Source organism: Pseudooceanicola lipolyticus (genome assembly GCF_002786325.1).
Classification (GTDB): Bacteria; Pseudomonadota; Alphaproteobacteria; order Rhodobacterales; family Rhodobacteraceae; genus Pseudooceanicola_C; species Pseudooceanicola_C lipolyticus.
Genome location: NZ_PGTB01000081.1, coordinates 1 through 17,436, shown reverse-complemented (window position 1 = coordinate 17,436; position 17,436 = coordinate 1). Strand labels below are relative to the sequence as shown.

The following is a 17,436-nucleotide window of genomic DNA, read 5'->3' as shown; positions in this document are numbered from 1 at the left end:
GCGCCAGGCTCAGCGCCAGTTCGGCGCGCACCTCGCCCGGCCCGCATTCGGGATGCGCCGCCAGCTCAAAGGCCAGCGCCTGCAGCGCGTCGCCGGCCAGCACCGCGGTCGCGTCGTCCCAGCGGATATGCACCGTCGGCTGGCCGCGGCGCAGATCGTCATCATCCATGCAGGGCAGGTCGTCATGTACCAGGCTATAGGCATGCATCAGCTCGATGGCGCAGGCCGGCAGCAGCGCGCGCGCCGCGTCGACTTCATGCAGCGCCGCGCTTTCCAGCACCAGGAAGCCGCGCAGCGCCTTGCCGCCATGGCTGGCATAGCGCATCGCCTCGGTCACCGGCAGCGGGTTGAGGGTTGCAAACTCCCGCGCCAGCCGGGCCTCGATCGCCCCGCGCGCCCGGGCGAGGCGGGCATCGAACATGTTACAGCCCTTCGACCGGCTTGGTCCCCGTCGGATTGCCCTCGGCATCCAGCGTGATCGCCGCCACCTTCTCTTCGGCGCGCTTCAGCTCCTCCTCGCAGCGCTTCTTCAGCGCCGCGCCGCGCTCATACAGCGCGATCGAGGCATCCAGCGGCACGTCGCCGCTGTCCAGCTTGTTGACCACCGCCTCAAGCTCTTTCATCGCCTCTTCAAAGCTCATGGTTTCGACGGGGGTGTCAGTCATCTCGCGGCCTTTATCAGTTCTTCCACATGCGCCCGGGCGCTGTCGCCCAGCGCCTTCAGATCATAGCCGCCCTCGAGAGTCGAGACCACGCGCCCGGCACAGCACTCCGCCGCGATGGCGCAGATCTCGGCGGTGATCCAGGCAAAATCCTCGGTCTCCCAGGTCAGCTGCGCCAGCGGGTCGTCCCGATGGGCGTCGAACCCGGCCGAGACCACGATCAGTTCCGGCGCAAAGGCGCGCAGCCGGGGAAAGGCGCGGTCGGCATAGGCCGCGCGCATCTCGGCGCCGCCGCTGCCGGGGGCCAGCGGGATGTTCAGGATGGTATCATGCACCCCGGTTTCGTCGATCCGTCCGGTGCCCGGCCACAGCGGCATCTGCTGGCTGGTGATCACCAGCGCGCGCGCCTCGTCCCACAGCAGGTCCTGGGTGCCATTGCCGTGATGCACGTCGAAATCCACCACCGCCACCCGCTGCAGCCCGTGAAAGTCCAGCGCGTGTTTCACCGCCAATGCGGCGTTGCCGAACAGGCAGAACCCCATCGCCGTTTCGCGTTCGGCATGATGGCCGGGCGGGCGCGCGGCGCAAAACGCGTTGCCGGCGTCGCCGTTCAGCACCATGTCCACCGCCCGCACTATCCCGCCGGCGGCGCGGAAGGCGGCGCTCAGCGAGCCGGGTGACAGGAAGGTGTCGCCGTCGATCTGGTAAAAGCCCTGCGCCGGCAGATTGCGCCGCAACCCGGCCAGATAGCCCGCCGGATGGATGCGCAAGATGTCATCCTCGGCCGCCAGCGGCGCGGTGACCCGGGTCAGGTCCAGCCCCGCCAGCGCGTGCAGCACATGGTCCAGCCGCGCCACCTGTTCGGGATGGCCGGGCGGGGTGACGTGGTCAAGGCAATCGGCATAGGTGACAAGGGCGGTGGTCATGCGCGTTCTGTGCTTCTTCTCTAAAATAAATACTCAAATTCCGCCGCCGCCGGGTGCGGCGCCGGGAGGGCTCAGTCCGGGGCCAGCATATACCCCGCGCCGCGCACCGTCTGCAAATAGCGCGGGCGCTTGGGGTCGGATTCGATCTTGCGGCGCAGCCGGGTGATCTGCACGTCCACCGCGCGTTCCTGTGCCTGTCCGCGGTCGCGGCCCAGATCCTCGACCAGCTTGCTGCGGCTCACCGGCTCGCCCGGTTGCGACGAGAAAATCTTCATCAGCTGGCTTTCCGTTGCGGTCAGCCGCACCAGCTTTTCGCCCTCCCACATCTCGCCGCGCTCGATGTCATAGCGGATCGGCCCCAGATGCAGGATCTTCGGCACGGTCGCCTCGACCGGGGTTTCCGGCATCCGCCGCAGGATGGCGTTGATCCGCAGCAGCAGTTCCTTCGGCTCGAACGGCTTGGGCAGGTAATCATCTGCCCCCGCCTCCAGCCCGGCGATGCGGTTCTCGGTTTCGCCCCGCGCGGTCAGCAGCAGGATCGGCGTGTCATGGGTTTCGCGCAGGCTGCGGGTCAGGCTGACACCATCTTCGCCCGGCATCATCACGTCCAGCACGATCAGGTCGAAATCCAGCCCCGACAGCACCCGCCGCGCATGCGCGGCATCGCGCGCCGAGGTCACCAGGAACCCCTGCCGCAGCAGGAATTTCTTCAACAGATCGCGGATCCGCTCGTCATCATCGACGATCAGCAGGTGAGCGTCCAGTTGCGACATCATGCGCTGTCCCGCAGTCGGGCATAGGCGCGGCGCATATCTGGATCCATCATCGCCTCCAGCACCTGGCGGAACCCGGCCACCGCCTCGGGTCCGGTTTCGCGATAGGCGGCGCGCATCCGCGCACGCTGGGCATCGCTCAGCCGCCCCTCCAGGGTGCGGCCCTTCTGGGTCAGGTAAAGATGCCGCTCGCGCTTGTCCAGAGTGCCGACCCGGCTTTCCACCAGCCCGTCGCTGATCAATGTGCGCAGCACCCGGTTCAGCGATTGTTTGGTCACCCCCAGCAGCGCCAGCAGGTTGTTCACCGTGGTGCCCGGCGCGCGGTTGATAAAGTGAATGGCCCGGTGATGGGCGCGGCCATAGGCAAGTTCGTCCAGGATCCGGTCGGGATCGGCGGTAAAGCCGCGATAGGCAAAGAACATCGCCTCGATGCCCTGGCGCAGCTGTTCGTCGGTCAGGAACAGCAGGCTTTCGCTGCCATGCGATTGCGTCACTCGTCCGTCAGACATGGGATTCCTCGCCTGTGACTTTTTTAAGCATCTTAAGTCAGCCTTATTGACATTCCAAGGGGCAAGAGGTATCGAGTCGCAGTTTTTGCGCAATATTATGACCGTTTCGGCCCTAAGAAACGCAACATTCGAAAAGAAAGACCAAGGTGAGGAAAACGTTATGTCGGGATATGAAGACCGCGACGGTACCATCTGGATGGATGGCAAACTGATCAACTGGCGCGATGCCAAGGTACATGTCCTGACGCATGCGTTGCATTACGCCTCGTCGGTCTTCGAAGGCGAGCGCTGCTATAACGGCAAGATCTTCAAGGGCGTGCAGCATTCCGAACGGCTGCGCGAATCCGCCCGGCTGCTGGATTTCGAGATCCCCTACACGGTGGAAGAGATCGAGGCGGCGAAATACGCGATGCTCGAAGCCAATGGCTGGACCGATGCCTATGTGCGCGCCGTCGCCTGGCGCGGCGCCGGCGAAGACATGGGCGTCTCTGCCGCGCGCAACCCGGTGCGGCTGGCCATCACCGGCTGGGAATGGGGCAATTACTATGGCGACGCCAAGTTCAAGGGCGCCAAGCTGGACATCTCCAAGTGGAAACGGCCCAGCCCCGAGACCATCCCGGTCCATGCCAAGGCCGCCGGCCTCTACATGATCTGCACCATGTCGAAACACGCCGCCGAGGCCAAGGGCTGCTCGGATTCGCTGTTCATGGACTATCGCGGCTATGTTGCCGAGGCGACCGGCGCCAACATCTTCTTCGTCAAGGACGGCGAGGTGCACACCCCCGATGCCGACTGTTTCCTCAACGGCCTGACCCGGCAGACCGTGATCGGCATGCTGAAGGACCGCCAGATCAAGGTGCATGAGCGCCATATCATGCCGGAAGAGCTGGAAGGGTTCGAACAGTGCTGGCTGACCGGCACCGCCGCCGAGGTCACCCCGGTGGGGCAGATCGGCGACTATAACTTCGAGGTCGGCGCCCTGACGCGCGACATTTCGGAAAGCTACGAAAAGCTGGTGCGCAGCTAGGCCAGGTAAATGATCGCCATCGCCGGCGGGCAGCCGGCGCTGGCACAGCTTTGACTCCGGCGCGCTGAACATTCAGACAAGCGCAAGGCCAGAAAGCCCGATATAGTGTCATATTAAAGGGCCATCACCGCAAAGCGTTTTTCGGATGCTCTCCTACCAACACGCCTACCACGCCGGGAACATGGCCGATGTGCACAAGCACGCGCTGTTGTCGGTGGCGCTGGACTATATGGCGCAAAAACCCAAGCCGTTGTGCTATCTCGAAACCCATTCGGGGCGCGGGCTCTATGACCTCTCCGGCACCGAGGCGCGCAAGACCGGCGAGGCGGCGCAGGGCATCGCGCGGGTCGAAGGCCGGTTCCCGCCGGATCATCCCTATCTCCGCGCGCTGCAGGCCGCGCGCCGGCAGGGCGGTCCGAACGCCTATCCCGGATCGCCGCTGATCGCGCAGGCGCTGCTGCGCAAGAGCGACCGGATCATCCTGGCCGAACGCCACCCGCAAGAGGTGGCCGCGCTGCGCGCCAGCCTGCCGGGTGCCGAGATCCGCGATGCCGACGGGCCGCAGATGGCGCTGTCGCTGACCCCGCCCGAGCCGCGCCGCGGATTGCTGCTGATCGATCCCAGCTATGAGGTCAAAACTGAATGGACGGCGATGCCGGCCTTGCTGAAACAGCTGCACCGCAAATGGCCGGTGGGGGTGCTGATGCTGTGGTATCCGATCCTGACCTCGGGTGCGCATAAGGCTCTAACCAAGGCATTGGGCGATCTGGCCGCAGAATCGCTGCATCACCAGATGCACTTCCCCCCCGCCCGCGAGGGCCATGGCATGACCGGCAGCGGCATGGTGGTGCTGAACCCGCCCTGGGGGCTGGCCGAGGCCGCCGCCGGGCTGGATTCCCTGCTGTCCTGACGCCGCCGCGCTTGAAGGCCGCACCGCGTGCCGGTCTCCACGCGCGCGAAGACGATCCCGCGCCTGCAATTACCGGTTTATCTGCCGGCCTGTTTTCCGCTAGATATTGCTGAACGAGAACGGGCATCGCCCCGCATGCCGCGATGGGGACGATATGGGCAGGATATTCGACCGGCTGCATCAAAAGCGCGTCCTGCGCCGCTGGCGCCGTGCGGTGCGTCTGGCCGAAACCGCCCCGCTTGCCGACCTGCGCGCCCAGCGCAACGATGCGCGCCAATTGCGCTGCCAGATCAACAAGCTGCTGCACGTGGCCGATGGCCGGCTGGCGCTGCCCCGGATCGGCAGCACCTCCTTCCCCCGCCCGCAAGGCACCGACTGGGCTTGGCGCCCCGAACTGTGGCGCGGCCCGCTGCCGGTGCCGGGGATCAGCTCGGCGCCGACCCGGTCCAGGCTTGGCAACGAAATCACCCTGTTTCATGACTGCCCCCGGGCGGAAATGACCCTGCGCCAGCTGCGCAACACCCGCGAGGCCGACCTGGCCCCCTTCGGGCTGGGCATGGATGTGTTCAGCTTTGGCGGCACCTTCCTGTCGCTGGTGATCGACCTGCCATCCGAGGCGGTCGAGGGGCTGACACGCGACAACCTGCTGCGCGTCGACACCACGATCGAGATGGAAACGCCGCTGGAAATCTTCGCCCGGCTCAACATCCGCAACGGCCCCAACACCGAACAGATCGTTCGCGAATTGCCGCTGGACGCGGCCGAGGTGATGGTGGAATTCGATCTCGCCTATGCGCGGATGAACGAAAAACGCATCGAACGTCTGTGGCTTGACCTGATCTTCGAGGCACCCGAGATGAATCAGGTCATCCTCCGCGACCTGACCTTCGCGCGATACCGCCGCGCCCCGCTTTAGCCGATGCAGGAGTTCCCGGCATGTCCGACCTTACCCTGACCGAAATCCGCCTGCGCAACGGCATATGGGAAGGCCGCCTGGCCGGTGCGACCGGCGCCGCGCCCGATATCCGGGTGACCCACCTGGGCCAGCCGATCGATGGCGTCGAACTGGCCGAGGGCGAGGCGCCGGGGCTGTGGACCCTGCGCATCACCATCCCGCCGCAGGCGATCTCGGACGGGGTGCAGACCTTCCTGATCGCCGATGGCGCCGATCACCGCACGCTGGGCCGGTTTACCCTGATTGCCGGCGATGCCGCCGCCGGCGACCTGCGCGCCGAGGTCGACCTGCTGCGTGCCGAGCTGGACATGCTGAAACGCGCCTTCCGCCGCCACTGCCTTGAAACCGCCTGAACAGGGTCTGATGCAGGATCCGCTGGCCCCCCTCATCGCCTCCCTGCATGCGCAGGGGCGCCTGCGCGTCTGGTCGCTGGTGATCACCGCCTTTGGCGACCTGGTCCAGCATCGCGGCGGCGAGATCTCTTTGTCCCGGCTGGGCCGCCTGCTGGGCCGGGGCGAGCCGAAGACGGTGGTGCGCCGCGCCCTGGATGACGACATGCTGGAACAGCTGGAAGAGCTGCTGATCAGCGCCGATATGGGCGTCGACACCGCGCTGCGGGTCACCGCCAACATGGCCGAGGGACGGTTCGGTCGCAAATTGTCGGCCGCCGAGATCAAGCGCCTGCTGGCCGACGAGATCACCCGCGTGATGGAGCCGGTTGCGCGGCCGCTGCCGCTCTATCCGAAAAAGCCGCAGGTGGTGCTGGTGGTGGGCGTGAACGGGTCGGGCAAGACCACCACCATCGGCAAGCTGGCCAGCCAGTTCCGCGCTGCCGGCAAGCACGTGGTGATCGCCGCCGGCGACACCTTCCGCGCCGCCGCGGTGGAACAGCTGCAGGTCTGGGGCGACCGCGCCGGGGTGCCGGTGCTGACCGCGCCCGAAGGTTCGGATCCGGCAAGCCTGGCCTATGATGCGATGGAGAAAGCCCAAGCAGAAGGTGCGGATTTGTTAATGATCGACACCGCCGGCCGGTTGCAGAACCGGGCCGATCTGATGGAGGAACTGGCCAAGATCGTCCGGGTGATCCGCAAAAAGGACGACAGCGCGCCGCATAACACCCTGCTGGTGCTGGATGCCACCACCGGGCAGAATGCGCTGAGCCAGGTCGAGATCTTCCGCAAGATCGCCGATGTCTCGGGGCTGGTGATGACCAAGCTGGACGGCACCGCCAAGGGCGGGGTTCTGGTGGCGCTTGCCGACAAGTTCGGCCTGCCGATCCACGCCATCGGGGTGGGCGAGCAGATCGACGACCTGGCGCCCTTCGACCCCGAGGAATTTGCCCTGGCGCTGACCGGAGCCGGCGAATGACGCCAGCCGCAGCCCGGCTAGTGGGTGCCCATCCAGCGCTCGACCGTTCGCAGCGCCACCAGTACCACGATCACCACGGCGGTGGCCATCGCGGCCAGCGGCATCTGCCCGGCGCCGCAGCCCAGCCCGACCGCGCCCGACAGCCACAGCGACGCGCCGGTGGTGACGTTGCGAACCTCGCCCTTCGAGGTGAAGATCAGCCCGGCGGCCAGGAAGGCGACGCCGGCGGTCACCGCCTCGATCATGCGAAGCGGGTCGTTTTGTTGCCCGCCGCTGCCGCCGAAATCGAGCCGGCTCAGTTCCTGCCCCAGCAGAACGAACAGGCAGGCGGCCACCGACACCAGGATATGCGTGCGCAGACCGGCGGGCTTGTGGCGCCATTCCCGTTCCAGTCCGATGACCGCCCCCAGCAGCACCGCCGCCAGCAGCCGCGCGAGCGAGGCCGGGGCCGGCACCACCGAGAACGTATTTCTGAATTCGTCCAATACTTCCTGAAACACCTGCAGATCCCTCTGTTTTCAAACATCAAAACGCGCGGCACATGCTGCGGTTCCTTGCCGGCAGAGGCCGCAGGGTGAGCGCCTGGTTGACCGCTCTGGAAGGCACCGCGCAGGGAAGTCAGCTTGCCATGATTCTGGCACTGCTGGCGGCCTTTTTGCACGCGGTTTTCGGCGCGCTGCAAAAGGGCCGCTATGACCCCTGGCTCAGCCGCGGCGCGATCGACATCTCTTACAGCGTCATGGCCGCGCCTTTTGCGCTGTTCGTGGTGCCCTGGCCGGAACCGCATATGTGGCCGATCTTTGCCGGCGCGGTGGTTATTCACATCGCCTACAAGGTGCTGCAGGCGCTGGCCTATACCAAGGGCGCCTATACGGTGGTTTACCCGGTGGTGCGCGGCACCGGACCGCTTTTTGCGGTGATCGGTGCCTGGCTGCTGTTCGACGAGTTGTTCACCCCGGTGCAATGGCTGGGTGTCGCGGTGCTGTTGTCGGGCATTTTCGGGCTGGCGGTCTACAACCTGATCTTTCTGCAGACCGCGCGCGACACGCTGTGGGCGGCGCTGGGCTATGCGCTGATGACGGGGCTGTTCGTGGCGCTTTACACCACCTATGACGCCTATGGCATCCGCTCGACCGCCGATCCCTTTACCTTCCTCGCCTGGTTCTTCATGCTCGACGGTCTGACCATGCCGGTGCTGGCCTGGCGGCGTTGGCGCAATATGACCGACCCGCCGGCGCTGGGGCCGCTGATGCAGCGCGGCGTGATCGGCGGAGTGGTGGCGTTTTTCAGCTTTGGCTCGGTCATGCTGGCCACCCGGCTGGACAAGGTCGGCGAGGCGGCGGTGCTGCGCGAAACCTCGACGGTGTTCGCGGCGTTGATCGGATGGCTGGTGTTGAAGGAAACCGTGGGCCCGCGCCGGATTGCGCTGATGGCGCTGATCGCGCTGGGCGCGGTGATTGTGGAACTGGGCGGATAGGAGCAGACGGGCGAATGGCCGACAAGCCGGAAAAAGTCGTGAATCCCTTGATCAAGCAGGTGCTGGAACTGGGGCCGACCATCGTGTTCTTCCTGATCTATCTCAAGATCAAGGACGAGACCTATACCTTTGGCGGAACGCAATATTCAGGCTTTATCGTCGCCACGATCGTGTTCGTGCCGATCCTTCTGGCGGCAATGGCGGCGCTGTGGCACCTGTCCGGCCGCCTCAGCCGGATGCAGATCTTCACCGCCGTGATCGTGGTGTTCTTCGGCGGTTTGACCGCCTGGTTCAACGACGAACGCTTTTTCAAGATGAAGACCACCATCGTCTATGGCGTCTTCGCGCTGCTGCTGGGCATCGGCCTGTTGCAGCGCAAGTCCTACCTGGCCTTCGTGATGGGCGAACTGATCCCGATGGAGCATGAAGGCTGGATGATCCTGACCCGGCGGCTCTGCCTGGGGTTCACGCTGCTGGCGGTTGCAAACGAGATCGTGTGGCGGACGATGTCGACCGACCTCTGGGTCAAGATCGAAACCTTTGGCTTTCCCCTCGCGCTGTTCGCCTTCCTGTGGTGGCAGATCACCTCGTTGCAGAAATACATGATCAACGCGGACGAGACCTGAGCGCGCCTGGCGCCGGCGTCACCGCCGGAACAATACGCTTTGCGCCTGGTCCTTCGGGGTGGTGGCGGTGCGCAGTTCGGCATGCAGGTCGCGCCCGCGCCGGACCGCCGGGCGGGCGCTGACGGTGTCCACCCAGCGCGAGAAATGCGGCTTGTCGTCGATCTGCTGCTCCTGCCGCTTGTACAGATGCGCCCAGGGCCAGATTGCCATGTCGGCAATGGTAAAACGCTCGCCGGCGACAAATTCGCTGCGGGCCAGTTGCCGGTCCAGCACGCCATAAAGCCGGCCGACCTCGGCGCGATAACGGTCCTTGGCATAGGGCAGGTCCTGCGGCGGATCCATATGTGGGGCATATTGCAGGAAATGATGCGCCTGGCCCGCCATCGGACCCAGCCCGCCCATCTGCCACATCAGCCATTGTTCGATTGCCACCTGTTCGCGTTCACTGCGGCCGCCGAACTGCCCGGTCTTGCGGGCAAGGTATAGCAGGATGGCGCCGGATTCGAATACCGAGATCGGCGCGCCCTCGGGACCGTCGCGGTCGATGATCGCCGGCATCCGGTTGTTGGGAGAAATCTTCAGAAATGCCGGATCGAACTGGTCGCCCTTGGTGATGTCGACCAGATGGGTGTCATAGTCGAGCGCCATCTCCTCCAGCGCGATGGAGATCTTCCAGCCATTCGGCGTGGGCCAATAATACAGCTCGATGCTCACAGTGACGATCCTCCCGCATATCGGGCAGGATCATGAGGCTTTTTGTGGCAGGGGCAAGAGTTGGGGCAGCGCCGGTGGCGCCATCAGCCGCGACCAGCGCGGTGCCGTGGACTCCGGCAGGCCGGCGCGGATGCGCGCCAGCGGCCAGCGCTCGGGCTGGCGCAGCAGCGCGTTGTAAAACCGCAGGACGCCGGGGCGGGTATAGGCCGACCAGTGACAGACCCGCCGCTGCGAAGCGCCGATTGCCGCGCCCATCGCCTGCAGGTGGTCCAGCGTGTCGGGGCAGTCCAGCTGCAAGGTCACCGCGTTGGGGGCTTCCAGCCCGAAGCCGATCGAATGGTCGCCGGATCGCGGCGGGGGAGTCAGCCGCTCGAACAGGAAGTCGACGATGTCGTTTTCGCGGCTGGTGATGCTGTAGAACTCGCTGGCGCGCCCGGCCGCCGTGTTCAGTGCCGCCTCGACGCGCGACCGGTAGCTGGCGCCGGTCATGGAAATGATCCGGTCAACCGCGCCGCGGGGCAGGTGATGCAGCGCCTCCAGCGCCAGTTCGACCCCCATGGAATGCCCCATGATATGCACCGGCCGCTGCGGCCACCGCCGGTGCAGCAGGTTCAACACCTCGGCCAGTGCCCGCCCGGCGGCAACGGCGCTGGCCTGGGCGGCCCAGGGCGCGCCGCGGGCGTTCCAGCCAAAGGCGATGGCCAGCCCTTCATCGGCATGTCCGGTGCCAAACCCCATCTGCCGCGGCCAGCTGGGGGCGCGCCAGGGCATGTCCTTGGGGGAGAAGGCGAACAGGTGCTGATGCGGGCAATGCGCGGGCAGATGCGGCTTGTACTTCCAGCCGTGGATCATGACGATGACGGGGCCGTCGCCCGGATCGCGGTGCAGCGCCTGCGCCACCGGTGCCGTGCCGCTATGCATCCGGGGCCGATCGCCATCGGCATTGATCCTGATCACGGGCATTCTGCACCTCTTACAAGATATTGTAGGGTCGCTATGGCCGAGACATATGAAACCCGGGTGACGGGCAGGTTACAGGACCGTGACGGTGCGACTCTGCGGTTGACGTGCAACAGTGGGCAGCGGTAAATGCTGACGCAGATAGTCGTGGCGATTTGTACCAGCTTGCGGGCCACATGAAATATTCCGCTAAAAGGTCAGGATGAAAGACCCCTTTCGCTTGGCCGCGTCTGGGGTTTTTTATTGTGCCCGCAGGGCCGGGCCGGAGGCAAAGATGAGAGATACCTGGAAAAAACGCACCAAAGCCGTGCATGCCGGAACCCGCCGCAGCGGCTATGGCGAGATGAGCGAGGCGGTCTTTCTGACCCAGGGCTTCGCCTATGACACTGCCGCCTCGGCCGAGGCGCGGTTTATCCAGGCGGGCGAGGACGAGTTCATCTATGCCCGCTACGGCAACCCCACGGTGGCCATGTTCGAGGAACGGATCGCCGCGCTGGAAGGCGCCGAAGATGCCTTTGCCACCGCCTCGGGCATGGCGGCGGTATCCGGCGCGCTGTCGTCGATGCTGAAGGCGGGCGACCACGTGGTCGCCTCGCGCGCGTTGTTCGGGTCCTGCCTTTACGTGCTGGAAGAGGTGCTGACCCGTTTTGGCGTCGAGGTCAGCTTTGTCGACGGCACCGACCTGGACCAGTGGCGCGCCGCGCTGCGGCCCGGCACCCGCGCGGTATTTTTCGAATCGGTGTCGAACCCGACGCTGGAGGTGATCGACATTGCCGCGGTTTCGGAGATGGCCCATGCGGTCGGGGCGACCGTGCTGGTCGACAACGTCTTTGCCACGCCGGTCTATTCGGACGCCATCGCGCAGGGCGCCGATGTGGTGATCTATTCCGCGACCAAGCATATCGACGGGCAGGGCCGGGCTCTGGGCGGGGTGATCCTGGGCACCCGCGAGTTCATCCGCAAGACCGTGGAACCCTATATGAAACATACGGGTGGTTCGATGAGTCCGTTCAACGCCTGGATCATGCTCAAGGGCCTGGAAACCATGAGCCTGCGGGTCAATGCGCAGACCAGCTCGGCCGAGCATATCTCGGCGGCGCTGCAGGACCACCCGGCGCTGGAACGGGTGATCTATCCCGGCCTGCCGGGGCACCCGCAGCACGAGTTGTGCAAGCGGCAGACCGGCCGAGGCGGCACCGTGGTGTCACTGGATATCCGCGGCGGCAAGGCGGCGGCCTTTGCCTTTCTCGATGCGCTCGAGGTGGTGCTGATCTCGAACAACCTGGGCGATGCGAAATCGATCGTCACCCATCCGGCGACCACCACCCATCAGCGCCTGCCCGACGATCAGAAACTGGCGTTGGGCATCACGCCGGGGCTGGTGCGGATATCGCTGGGCATCGAGGATCCCGACGATATCCTGGCCGATCTGCGCAAGGCATTGGACGCAGCCAGCAGTGCCGCCGCGGCCTGAGGCGCAAAAGGTCCTGAAAAACCTGGGCAAATTCCGTCCCCAGAATTTGTTTTATTCCGGCCTTGGGATGGGGCGCGCAAAAGCTATGTATAGCATTTGTAAAGTTACCCCGGTGTAACTTGCACCGGCCGGGTGCCGCGCGGCCTTGTCGGTCAGCCTTTGACCCAAGCAGGGAGGTGCGCCTATGGTCGGTTACCGCTTTGAAGACCAAGAAGGGCAGCAGACATGAATATCCAGACCTCCCGGCCGGGCACATCGCCGGACAAGGCGCCTGATCGCGACGCCGCTGCTGCGGCGCTCGACCTGCTGCGCCGCTGGGCGCGCACCGCGTCGGAGGCCGAACTGAACACGCTGGATCCGGCAATCGCGCGGCTGCTGCCCGACCGGACGCCGTCCAACTATCCGGCGTTGTCGCGAAGCTATCCCGAGGATTTCGTGGTCGATGCCGCCTATAAGGCGTCATTGCCCGATCTGCAGAACGGTCCGTCCAGCCTGATCCGGGGCGCCCGTCAGCAGATCCAGCATGTTGGCATCTCGAATTTCCGCCTGCCAATACGCTTCCACACCCGCGATGATGGCGACCTGACGCTGGAAACCTCGGTCACCGGCACCGTCAGCCTGGAGGCGGACAAGAAGGGCATCAACATGTCGCGCATCATGCGCAGCTTCTATGCCCATGCCGACCGGACGTTTTCCTTCGAGGTGATCGAGGCGGCGCTGGACGACTACAAATCCGACCTGGAAAGTTTCGATGCGCGGATCCAGATGCGGTTTTCCTTCCCGGTCCGGGTGCACAGCCTGCGGTCGGGCCTGTCGGGCTTCCAATATTACGACATCGCCCTGGAACTGGTCGAGATTGCCGGCGTGCGGCAGAAGATCCTGCACCTGGACTACGTGTATTCCTCGACCTGTCCCTGTTCGCTCGAGTTGAGCGAACATGCCCGCCAGGCGCGCGGCCAGCTGGCGACACCACATTCGCAGCGCTCGGTCGCGCGGATTTCGGTCGTCGATGCCGGCGGGGCGGAATGCCTGTGGTTCGAGGATCTGATCGACGCCTGCCGCCGCGCGGTGCCGACCGAGACCCAGGTGATGGTCAAGCGCGAGGATGAACAGGCCTTTGCCGAGCTGAACGCCGCCAACCCGATCTTTGTCGAGGATGCCGCGCGCCTGTTCTGTGCCGAGTTGAAGGCCGATCCGCGGATCGGCGATTTCCGGGTTATCGCCAGCCACCAGGAGAGCCTGCACAGCCATGATGCGGTGTCGGTGCTGTATGAGGGCGCGACCTTTGCGGCCACCAGCATGGATCCCAGGCTGTTCTCGACACTCATCCACGTCGGCTGACCCGCTAGGATGCATCGCTTGGCCGGGGCGGCTTGACAGTTTTCGTGGGTCCGTCCAAGCCTTCTGCCATGATCGACCTGCGCCCTGTCGGATATGTCATCGGCCTGCTTGTCGCCATCCTGGGCGCCACGATGCTGTTGCCGATGCTGGCCGATCTGGGTCAAGGGCGCGGCCATTGGCCGGTTTTCCTGGAATCCGCCCTGCTGACCCTGTTTGTCGGCGGCGGCCTGGCGCTCAGTTGCGCCAATGGGGTGCAGCAGGGTCTGACCATCCAGCAAACCTTTCTATTGACCACCGGCGTCTGGGTCACCCTGCCGATTTTCGGGGCGCTGCCGCTGATGCTGGGCGCCACCGAGCTCAGCTTTACCGATGCCTATTTCGAGGCGATGTCGGGCCTAACCACCACCGGTTCGACGGTGATCACCGGGCTGGACAACCTGCCGCAGGGCATCCTGCTGTGGCGCGGCCTGCTGCAATGGCTGGGCGGAATCGGCGTGATCATCGTGGCGATGGTGTTCCTGCCCGAATTGCGTGTCGGCGGCATGCAGATCTTCAAATCCGAGGCTTTCGATACGTTTGGAAAGATCCTGCCGCGGGCCACCGCGATCGCCCGCCAGATTTCGACGATCTACATCGCGCTGACCATGGCCTGCACGCTGACCTACCTGGCGCTGGGCATGTCGGTCTTCGATGCCACGGTGCACGCGCTGACCACGGTCTCGACCGGCGGGTTTGCCAATTACGATTCCTCATTCGCGGTGTTCTCGGGCCTGCCGGAATATGCCGCGTCATTCTTCATGGTGCTCGCCGCGCTGCCCTTCGTCCGCTATGTTCAGATGATCAACGGCCGCACCACGCCGCTGCTGCGCGACAGCCAGGTGCAGGTGTTCCTGATGACCATCGCCGCACTGGTCGCGGTCAGTTCCGTGGTTCTGGTGACGACGTTCCCGCATCACTGGGAACAGGCGCTGCGGGAATCGCTGTTCAACATCACCTCGATCATCACCGGCACCGGCTATGCCAGTGTCGATTACATGGGCTGGGGCAGCTTCCTGGTGGCGCTGTTTTTCTTCACCGGGCTGATCGGCGGTTGCGCCGGGTCAACCACCTGTTCGGTCAAGATCTTCCGCTATCAGATCCTGTTTTCCTCGATCCGCACGCAGATCCGCCGGATCCGCTCGCCCCATGGCATATTCGCCCCCCGCTTCGAAGGCCGGACGGTGGGTCCGGATGTGATGAGCTCGGTGATTTCGTTCTTCATGTTTTTCGTGGTGTCGCTGGGCCTGGTGTCCTGGGCGCTGGCGATGACCGGGCTGGACATGGTCACCTCGGTGTCCGGTGCGGCGACCGCCCTGGCCAATGTCGGGCCGGGGCTGGGTGATATCATCGGGCCGGCGGGCAATTTCCAGTCGCTGAACGACAGTGCCAAGTGGATCCTGTCGATCGCCATGCTGACCGGGCGGCTGGAGCTGCTGTCGGTCTATGCCATCCTCACCGTACGCTTCTGGCGGGCGTAGCACCGCCCGGCTCAGTAGGCGTCGGCGAAACCGCGTTCGACCAGATAGGCGTCACAGCCGCGATGGGCGGTGTTGATGATCAGGTACCAGACGGTTTCGCCGGGGCGGCCCGCGCGGGAGTATTCGCAATTGTTCGGCGCGGTCCACCACTGATCGGTATAGCCCGGCGGCGGCAGCAGGGCGGGGCTGGTCTGGCGCACCTGTTTGGCCGACGCACGGCCGAACAGCTTGGACAGGTCGGCAATGGCCGGGGGGGCGGTCAGGAGGCTCAGGGCCGTAACAGCGGCAACAATTCTTAACACCGGGATTTCTCCTTCCGGAGCGCCGGAGCCACGGAGGCCGGCGCGACACATGCAGACATCCGGACGGGCAACGGCAGCCTGTGTCGACCCATCCGCCATGGCTGCAAACCGTGTCGGGCAAAGCGGGCGCAAATATGCCGAAACCTTGTCATCGGCGGGACGCAACGAACGGATTTTGCAGAAAAGCGTTGAAAACCGGGCCAATTCAGCCTGTCAGCGGGGCGACGATTGGGGCTGGCCCGGCTGGGCCGTGTGGGTCAAACTGCCCCTGGCCAAACCGCGAGGCGCCATGAAACGCAGCATCCCGTCCCCCTTCGGTCCGCTGGTCGTCACCGTCCGCAACGGCGCGGTTGCGCAGGTGACCTGGGGCAACACGCGGTGGGACGATGCCGACCCGCTGCTCGACCGGGCGCAGGCGCAGCTGGAGGGCTATTTCGCCGGCACGCGCCGCGATTTCGACCTGCCGCTGGAGATTTCGGGCTCGGCGTTTCAACGCGATGTCTGCGCGGCAATTTCGGCGATTCCATTTGGCGAAACGCTGACCTATGGCGAGATCGCCCGCCGGCTTGGTGCGCCGCCGCAGGCGGTCGGGCAGGCCTGCGGGCACAACCCGATCCCGGTGATCGTGCCCTGCCACCGAGTGCTGGCGGCGAACGGCCTGGGCGGCTTCTCGGCACGCGGCGGGATCGAGACCAAAGTGGCACTGCTGCGCCACGAAGGCGCGGCGGGTCTGTTGATCTGACCGTGCCGCTGCCGCTCAGCCGCGCGGCGGAATCAGCATCTGCGCGATGCCGGCGAAGAGCAGGTACAGGCTGGTCGCCACCAGCCCCCAATGCGCCCAGCTTTGCGGGTCGAAATCGACCCAGGCCGCCCAGCCGGCAAAAAACGTCCAGGCCAGCGCCATCGGCAGGCTGATCATGCGCCAGCGTTCGGTGCGCACCGGGTGGATGAATTTCCACGGCAGGAACATCGCCACCGCCAGCAGCGTGACCAGTACCAGGATCAGCCAGAAATTCGGCTTCAGCGCAAAGACCACGATCACCACCATGTTCCAGCAACCGGGAAAGCCGGAAAAGGAATTGTCCTTGGTCTTCATCCGGGTATCGGCGAAATACAGCGCGCTGGCGAAGGTGATCACGATGATTGCCACCCATCCGGTCCAGCCCGCCATCAGCCCCGACGAGAACAGCGCAAAGGCGGGGATGAACACATAGGTCAGGTAATCGATGATCAGGTCCAGCAGCACGCCGTCGAATTCCGGCGCATTGGTTTTCACGTCGTATTTCCGCGCCAAGGGACCGTCGATACCGTCGACGAAAAAGGCGATGACCAGCCACAGGAACATCAGGTCCCATTCGCCCTGGACCGCGGCCAGCATGGCAAGCATGGCAAAGACGGCGCCCGTGGCGGTAAAAAGATGGACGAAGACGGCGCGCATCCGGTCGGTCATGACACAGTCATGAAGGAAGGCAGCGGGCGATGTAAAGCACAACGCGGCAGCCCGGGCAGGTGATGCCGGAAAACCCGGCGCTGTGGGCCGCTGCGGCGGCGATGCCGCAAGCCGTTGACATTCCTGCGGATCCGGGGATAGCGGCTCGGCAATGCACCGATGTCCCGGTGCGGCATGTCGTCCGCCGCCTGGCCCTGCAGGGCAAATGCGCGGACCTTTCGAAAGTTCTGGAATGGTTGGATTGCCATTTACCTCCGGGGATCCGGCGGCAGACCGTCGCGCGTCCTTTGCCGAAACCATGGCCGATCTTGGCGACTGGGGCGCCGCGGCCGAAACGCTGGCCGGCGCGTTGGAGCGGGTGCCGGGCTGGGCCGCCGGCTGGTTCCGGTTGGGCGAATACCTGTCTTGCGCCGGGCAGACCGAGGCCGCGGCGCTGGCCTTCGGG

At 65.1% G+C, this 17,436-nt stretch carries 20 protein-coding genes, 2 pseudogenes and 1 riboswitch; of the genes and pseudogenes, 12 read left to right on the top strand and 10 right to left on the bottom strand.

The window, feature by feature from the left end:
• The 5 genes from CVM52_RS16340 to CVM52_RS16320 all read right to left on the bottom strand — a co-directional run.
• Nucleotides 1-421 (bottom strand): polyprenyl synthetase family protein (locus tag CVM52_RS16340; RefSeq protein WP_205964972.1); only part of this gene is annotated, 421 nt, incomplete at its 3' end.
• Nucleotide 422: 1 nt separating this feature from the next.
• Entirely contained in the window at nucleotides 423-665 is a 243-nt protein-coding gene (locus CVM52_RS16335; protein ID WP_100163537.1) for an exodeoxyribonuclease VII small subunit, read from the bottom strand.
• Nucleotides 662-1,588: a histone deacetylase family protein gene (locus CVM52_RS16330; RefSeq protein WP_100163536.1), complete on the bottom strand. Its 927-nt coding sequence runs from the start codon at nucleotides 1,586-1,588 to the stop codon at nucleotides 662-664. The genes CVM52_RS16335 and CVM52_RS16330 overlap by 4 nt, the downstream gene beginning before the upstream one ends.
• Before the next feature lie 71 nt (nucleotides 1,589-1,659).
• Nucleotides 1,660-2,361, bottom strand: coding sequence for a response regulator (locus CVM52_RS16325; protein ID WP_100163542.1), 702 nt, complete (start codon nucleotides 2,359-2,361; stop codon nucleotides 1,660-1,662).
• Entirely contained in the window at nucleotides 2,361-2,870 is a 510-nt protein-coding gene (locus CVM52_RS16320; protein WP_100163535.1) for a MarR family winged helix-turn-helix transcriptional regulator, read from the bottom strand. The genes CVM52_RS16325 and CVM52_RS16320 overlap by 1 nt, the downstream gene beginning before the upstream one ends.
• A 160-nt stretch (nucleotides 2,871-3,030) precedes the next feature.
• On the opposite strand from CVM52_RS16320, the gene CVM52_RS16315 reads away from it, so the two are divergent.
• The 5 genes and pseudogenes from CVM52_RS16315 to ftsY form a co-directional block, all read left to right on the top strand.
• Entirely contained in the window at nucleotides 3,031-3,897 is an 867-nt protein-coding gene (locus tag CVM52_RS16315; RefSeq protein ID WP_100163534.1) for a branched-chain amino acid aminotransferase, read from the top strand.
• Between the two features lie 145 nt (nucleotides 3,898-4,042).
• Complete coding sequence (locus CVM52_RS16310; protein WP_100163533.1) at nucleotides 4,043-4,807, top strand: 23S rRNA (adenine(2030)-N(6))-methyltransferase RlmJ; 765 nt, start codon at nucleotides 4,043-4,045, stop codon at nucleotides 4,805-4,807.
• 154 nt (nucleotides 4,808-4,961) lie between these two features.
• Complete coding sequence (locus tag CVM52_RS16305; RefSeq protein ID WP_100163541.1) at nucleotides 4,962-5,723, top strand: DUF6478 family protein; 762 nt, start codon at nucleotides 4,962-4,964, stop codon at nucleotides 5,721-5,723.
• Between the two features lie 20 nt (nucleotides 5,724-5,743).
• The gene (locus tag CVM52_RS16300) at nucleotides 5,744-6,115 is read left to right on the top strand and encodes a hypothetical protein (RefSeq protein WP_100163532.1); all 372 of its coding nucleotides are present in this window, start codon (nucleotides 5,744-5,746) and stop codon (nucleotides 6,113-6,115) included.
• Between the two features lie 139 nt (nucleotides 6,116-6,254).
• A pseudogene (gene ftsY / locus CVM52_RS16295) lies at nucleotides 6,255-7,130 on the top strand (signal recognition particle-docking protein FtsY); the annotation flags it as partial.
• 17 nt (nucleotides 7,131-7,147) lie between these two features.
• On the opposite strand, the gene CVM52_RS16290 reads toward ftsY, so the two are convergent.
• The gene (locus CVM52_RS16290) at nucleotides 7,148-7,630 is read right to left on the bottom strand and encodes an MgtC/SapB family protein (RefSeq protein WP_100163531.1); all 483 of its coding nucleotides are present in this window, start codon (nucleotides 7,628-7,630) and stop codon (nucleotides 7,148-7,150) included.
• Between the two features lie 74 nt (nucleotides 7,631-7,704).
• Between CVM52_RS16290 and CVM52_RS16285 the strand changes: the two genes are divergently transcribed.
• Together CVM52_RS16285 and CVM52_RS16280 are read left to right on the top strand one after the other, a co-directional pair.
• Nucleotides 7,705-8,607, top strand: coding sequence for an EamA family transporter (locus CVM52_RS16285; RefSeq protein WP_100163540.1), 903 nt, complete (start codon nucleotides 7,705-7,707; stop codon nucleotides 8,605-8,607).
• Between the two features lie 14 nt (nucleotides 8,608-8,621).
• Entirely contained in the window at nucleotides 8,622-9,233 is a 612-nt protein-coding gene (locus tag CVM52_RS16280; RefSeq protein ID WP_100163530.1) for an inner membrane-spanning protein YciB, read from the top strand.
• 18 nt (nucleotides 9,234-9,251) lie between these two features.
• On the opposite strand, the gene CVM52_RS16275 is transcribed toward CVM52_RS16280, so the two are convergent.
• Together CVM52_RS16275 and CVM52_RS16270 are read right to left on the bottom strand one after the other, a co-directional pair.
• Nucleotides 9,252-9,956 carry a glutathione binding-like protein gene (locus CVM52_RS16275; RefSeq protein WP_100163529.1) on the bottom strand — a complete coding sequence of 235 codons (705 nt, stop codon included), beginning with the start codon at nucleotides 9,954-9,956 and terminating at the stop codon, nucleotides 9,252-9,254.
• Between the two features lie 21 nt (nucleotides 9,957-9,977).
• Nucleotides 9,978-10,910 carry an alpha/beta hydrolase gene (locus tag CVM52_RS16270; protein WP_100163528.1) on the bottom strand — a complete coding sequence of 311 codons (933 nt, stop codon included), beginning with the start codon at nucleotides 10,908-10,910 and terminating at the stop codon, nucleotides 9,978-9,980.
• A gap of 134 nt (nucleotides 10,911-11,044) precedes the next feature.
• Nucleotides 11,045-11,120, top strand: a riboswitch (SAM riboswitch).
• A 61-nt stretch (nucleotides 11,121-11,181) separates the two neighbouring features.
• Here CVM52_RS16270 and metZ point away from each other — a divergent pair.
• The 3 genes from metZ (at nucleotide 11,182) to CVM52_RS16255 (ending at nucleotide 15,239) form a co-directional block, all read left to right on the top strand.
• Nucleotides 11,182-12,381 (top strand): O-succinylhomoserine sulfhydrylase, encoded by a 1,200-nt coding sequence (gene metZ, locus CVM52_RS16265; RefSeq protein ID WP_100163527.1) that lies wholly within the window; start codon nucleotides 11,182-11,184, stop codon nucleotides 12,379-12,381.
• A 225-nt stretch (nucleotides 12,382-12,606) separates the two neighbouring features.
• Nucleotides 12,607-13,722: a GTP cyclohydrolase FolE2 gene (gene folE2, locus CVM52_RS16260; protein ID WP_100163526.1), complete on the top strand. Its 1,116-nt coding sequence runs from the start codon at nucleotides 12,607-12,609 to the stop codon at nucleotides 13,720-13,722.
• Between the two features lie 68 nt (nucleotides 13,723-13,790).
• Nucleotides 13,791-15,239 (top strand): TrkH family potassium uptake protein, encoded by a 1,449-nt coding sequence (locus tag CVM52_RS16255; RefSeq protein ID WP_100163525.1) that lies wholly within the window; start codon nucleotides 13,791-13,793, stop codon nucleotides 15,237-15,239.
• 11 nt (nucleotides 15,240-15,250) lie between these two features.
• On the opposite strand, the gene CVM52_RS16250 is transcribed toward CVM52_RS16255, so the two are convergent.
• The gene (locus tag CVM52_RS16250; RefSeq protein WP_100163539.1) at nucleotides 15,251-15,541 is read right to left on the bottom strand and encodes a hypothetical protein; all 291 of its coding nucleotides are present in this window, start codon (nucleotides 15,539-15,541) and stop codon (nucleotides 15,251-15,253) included.
• 289 nt (nucleotides 15,542-15,830) lie between these two features.
• Here CVM52_RS16250 and CVM52_RS16245 point away from each other — a divergent pair, with 289 nt between their 5' ends.
• Nucleotides 15,831-16,283, top strand: a complete 453-nt coding sequence (locus tag CVM52_RS16245; RefSeq protein ID WP_100163538.1) for a methylated-DNA--[protein]-cysteine S-methyltransferase — start codon at nucleotides 15,831-15,833, stop codon at nucleotides 16,281-16,283.
• Between the two features lie 15 nt (nucleotides 16,284-16,298).
• Here the strand turns inward: CVM52_RS16245 and CVM52_RS16240 are convergent, their stop codons facing one another.
• A complete protein-coding gene (locus CVM52_RS16240; protein WP_100163524.1) occupies nucleotides 16,299-16,991 on the bottom strand; it encodes a CDP-alcohol phosphatidyltransferase family protein in 693 nt (230 codons plus the stop codon).
• A 232-nt stretch (nucleotides 16,992-17,223) separates the two neighbouring features.
• Between CVM52_RS16240 and CVM52_RS16235 the strand changes: the two are divergent.
• A pseudogene (locus tag CVM52_RS16235) lies at nucleotides 17,224-17,436 on the top strand (methyltransferase type 12); the annotation flags it as partial.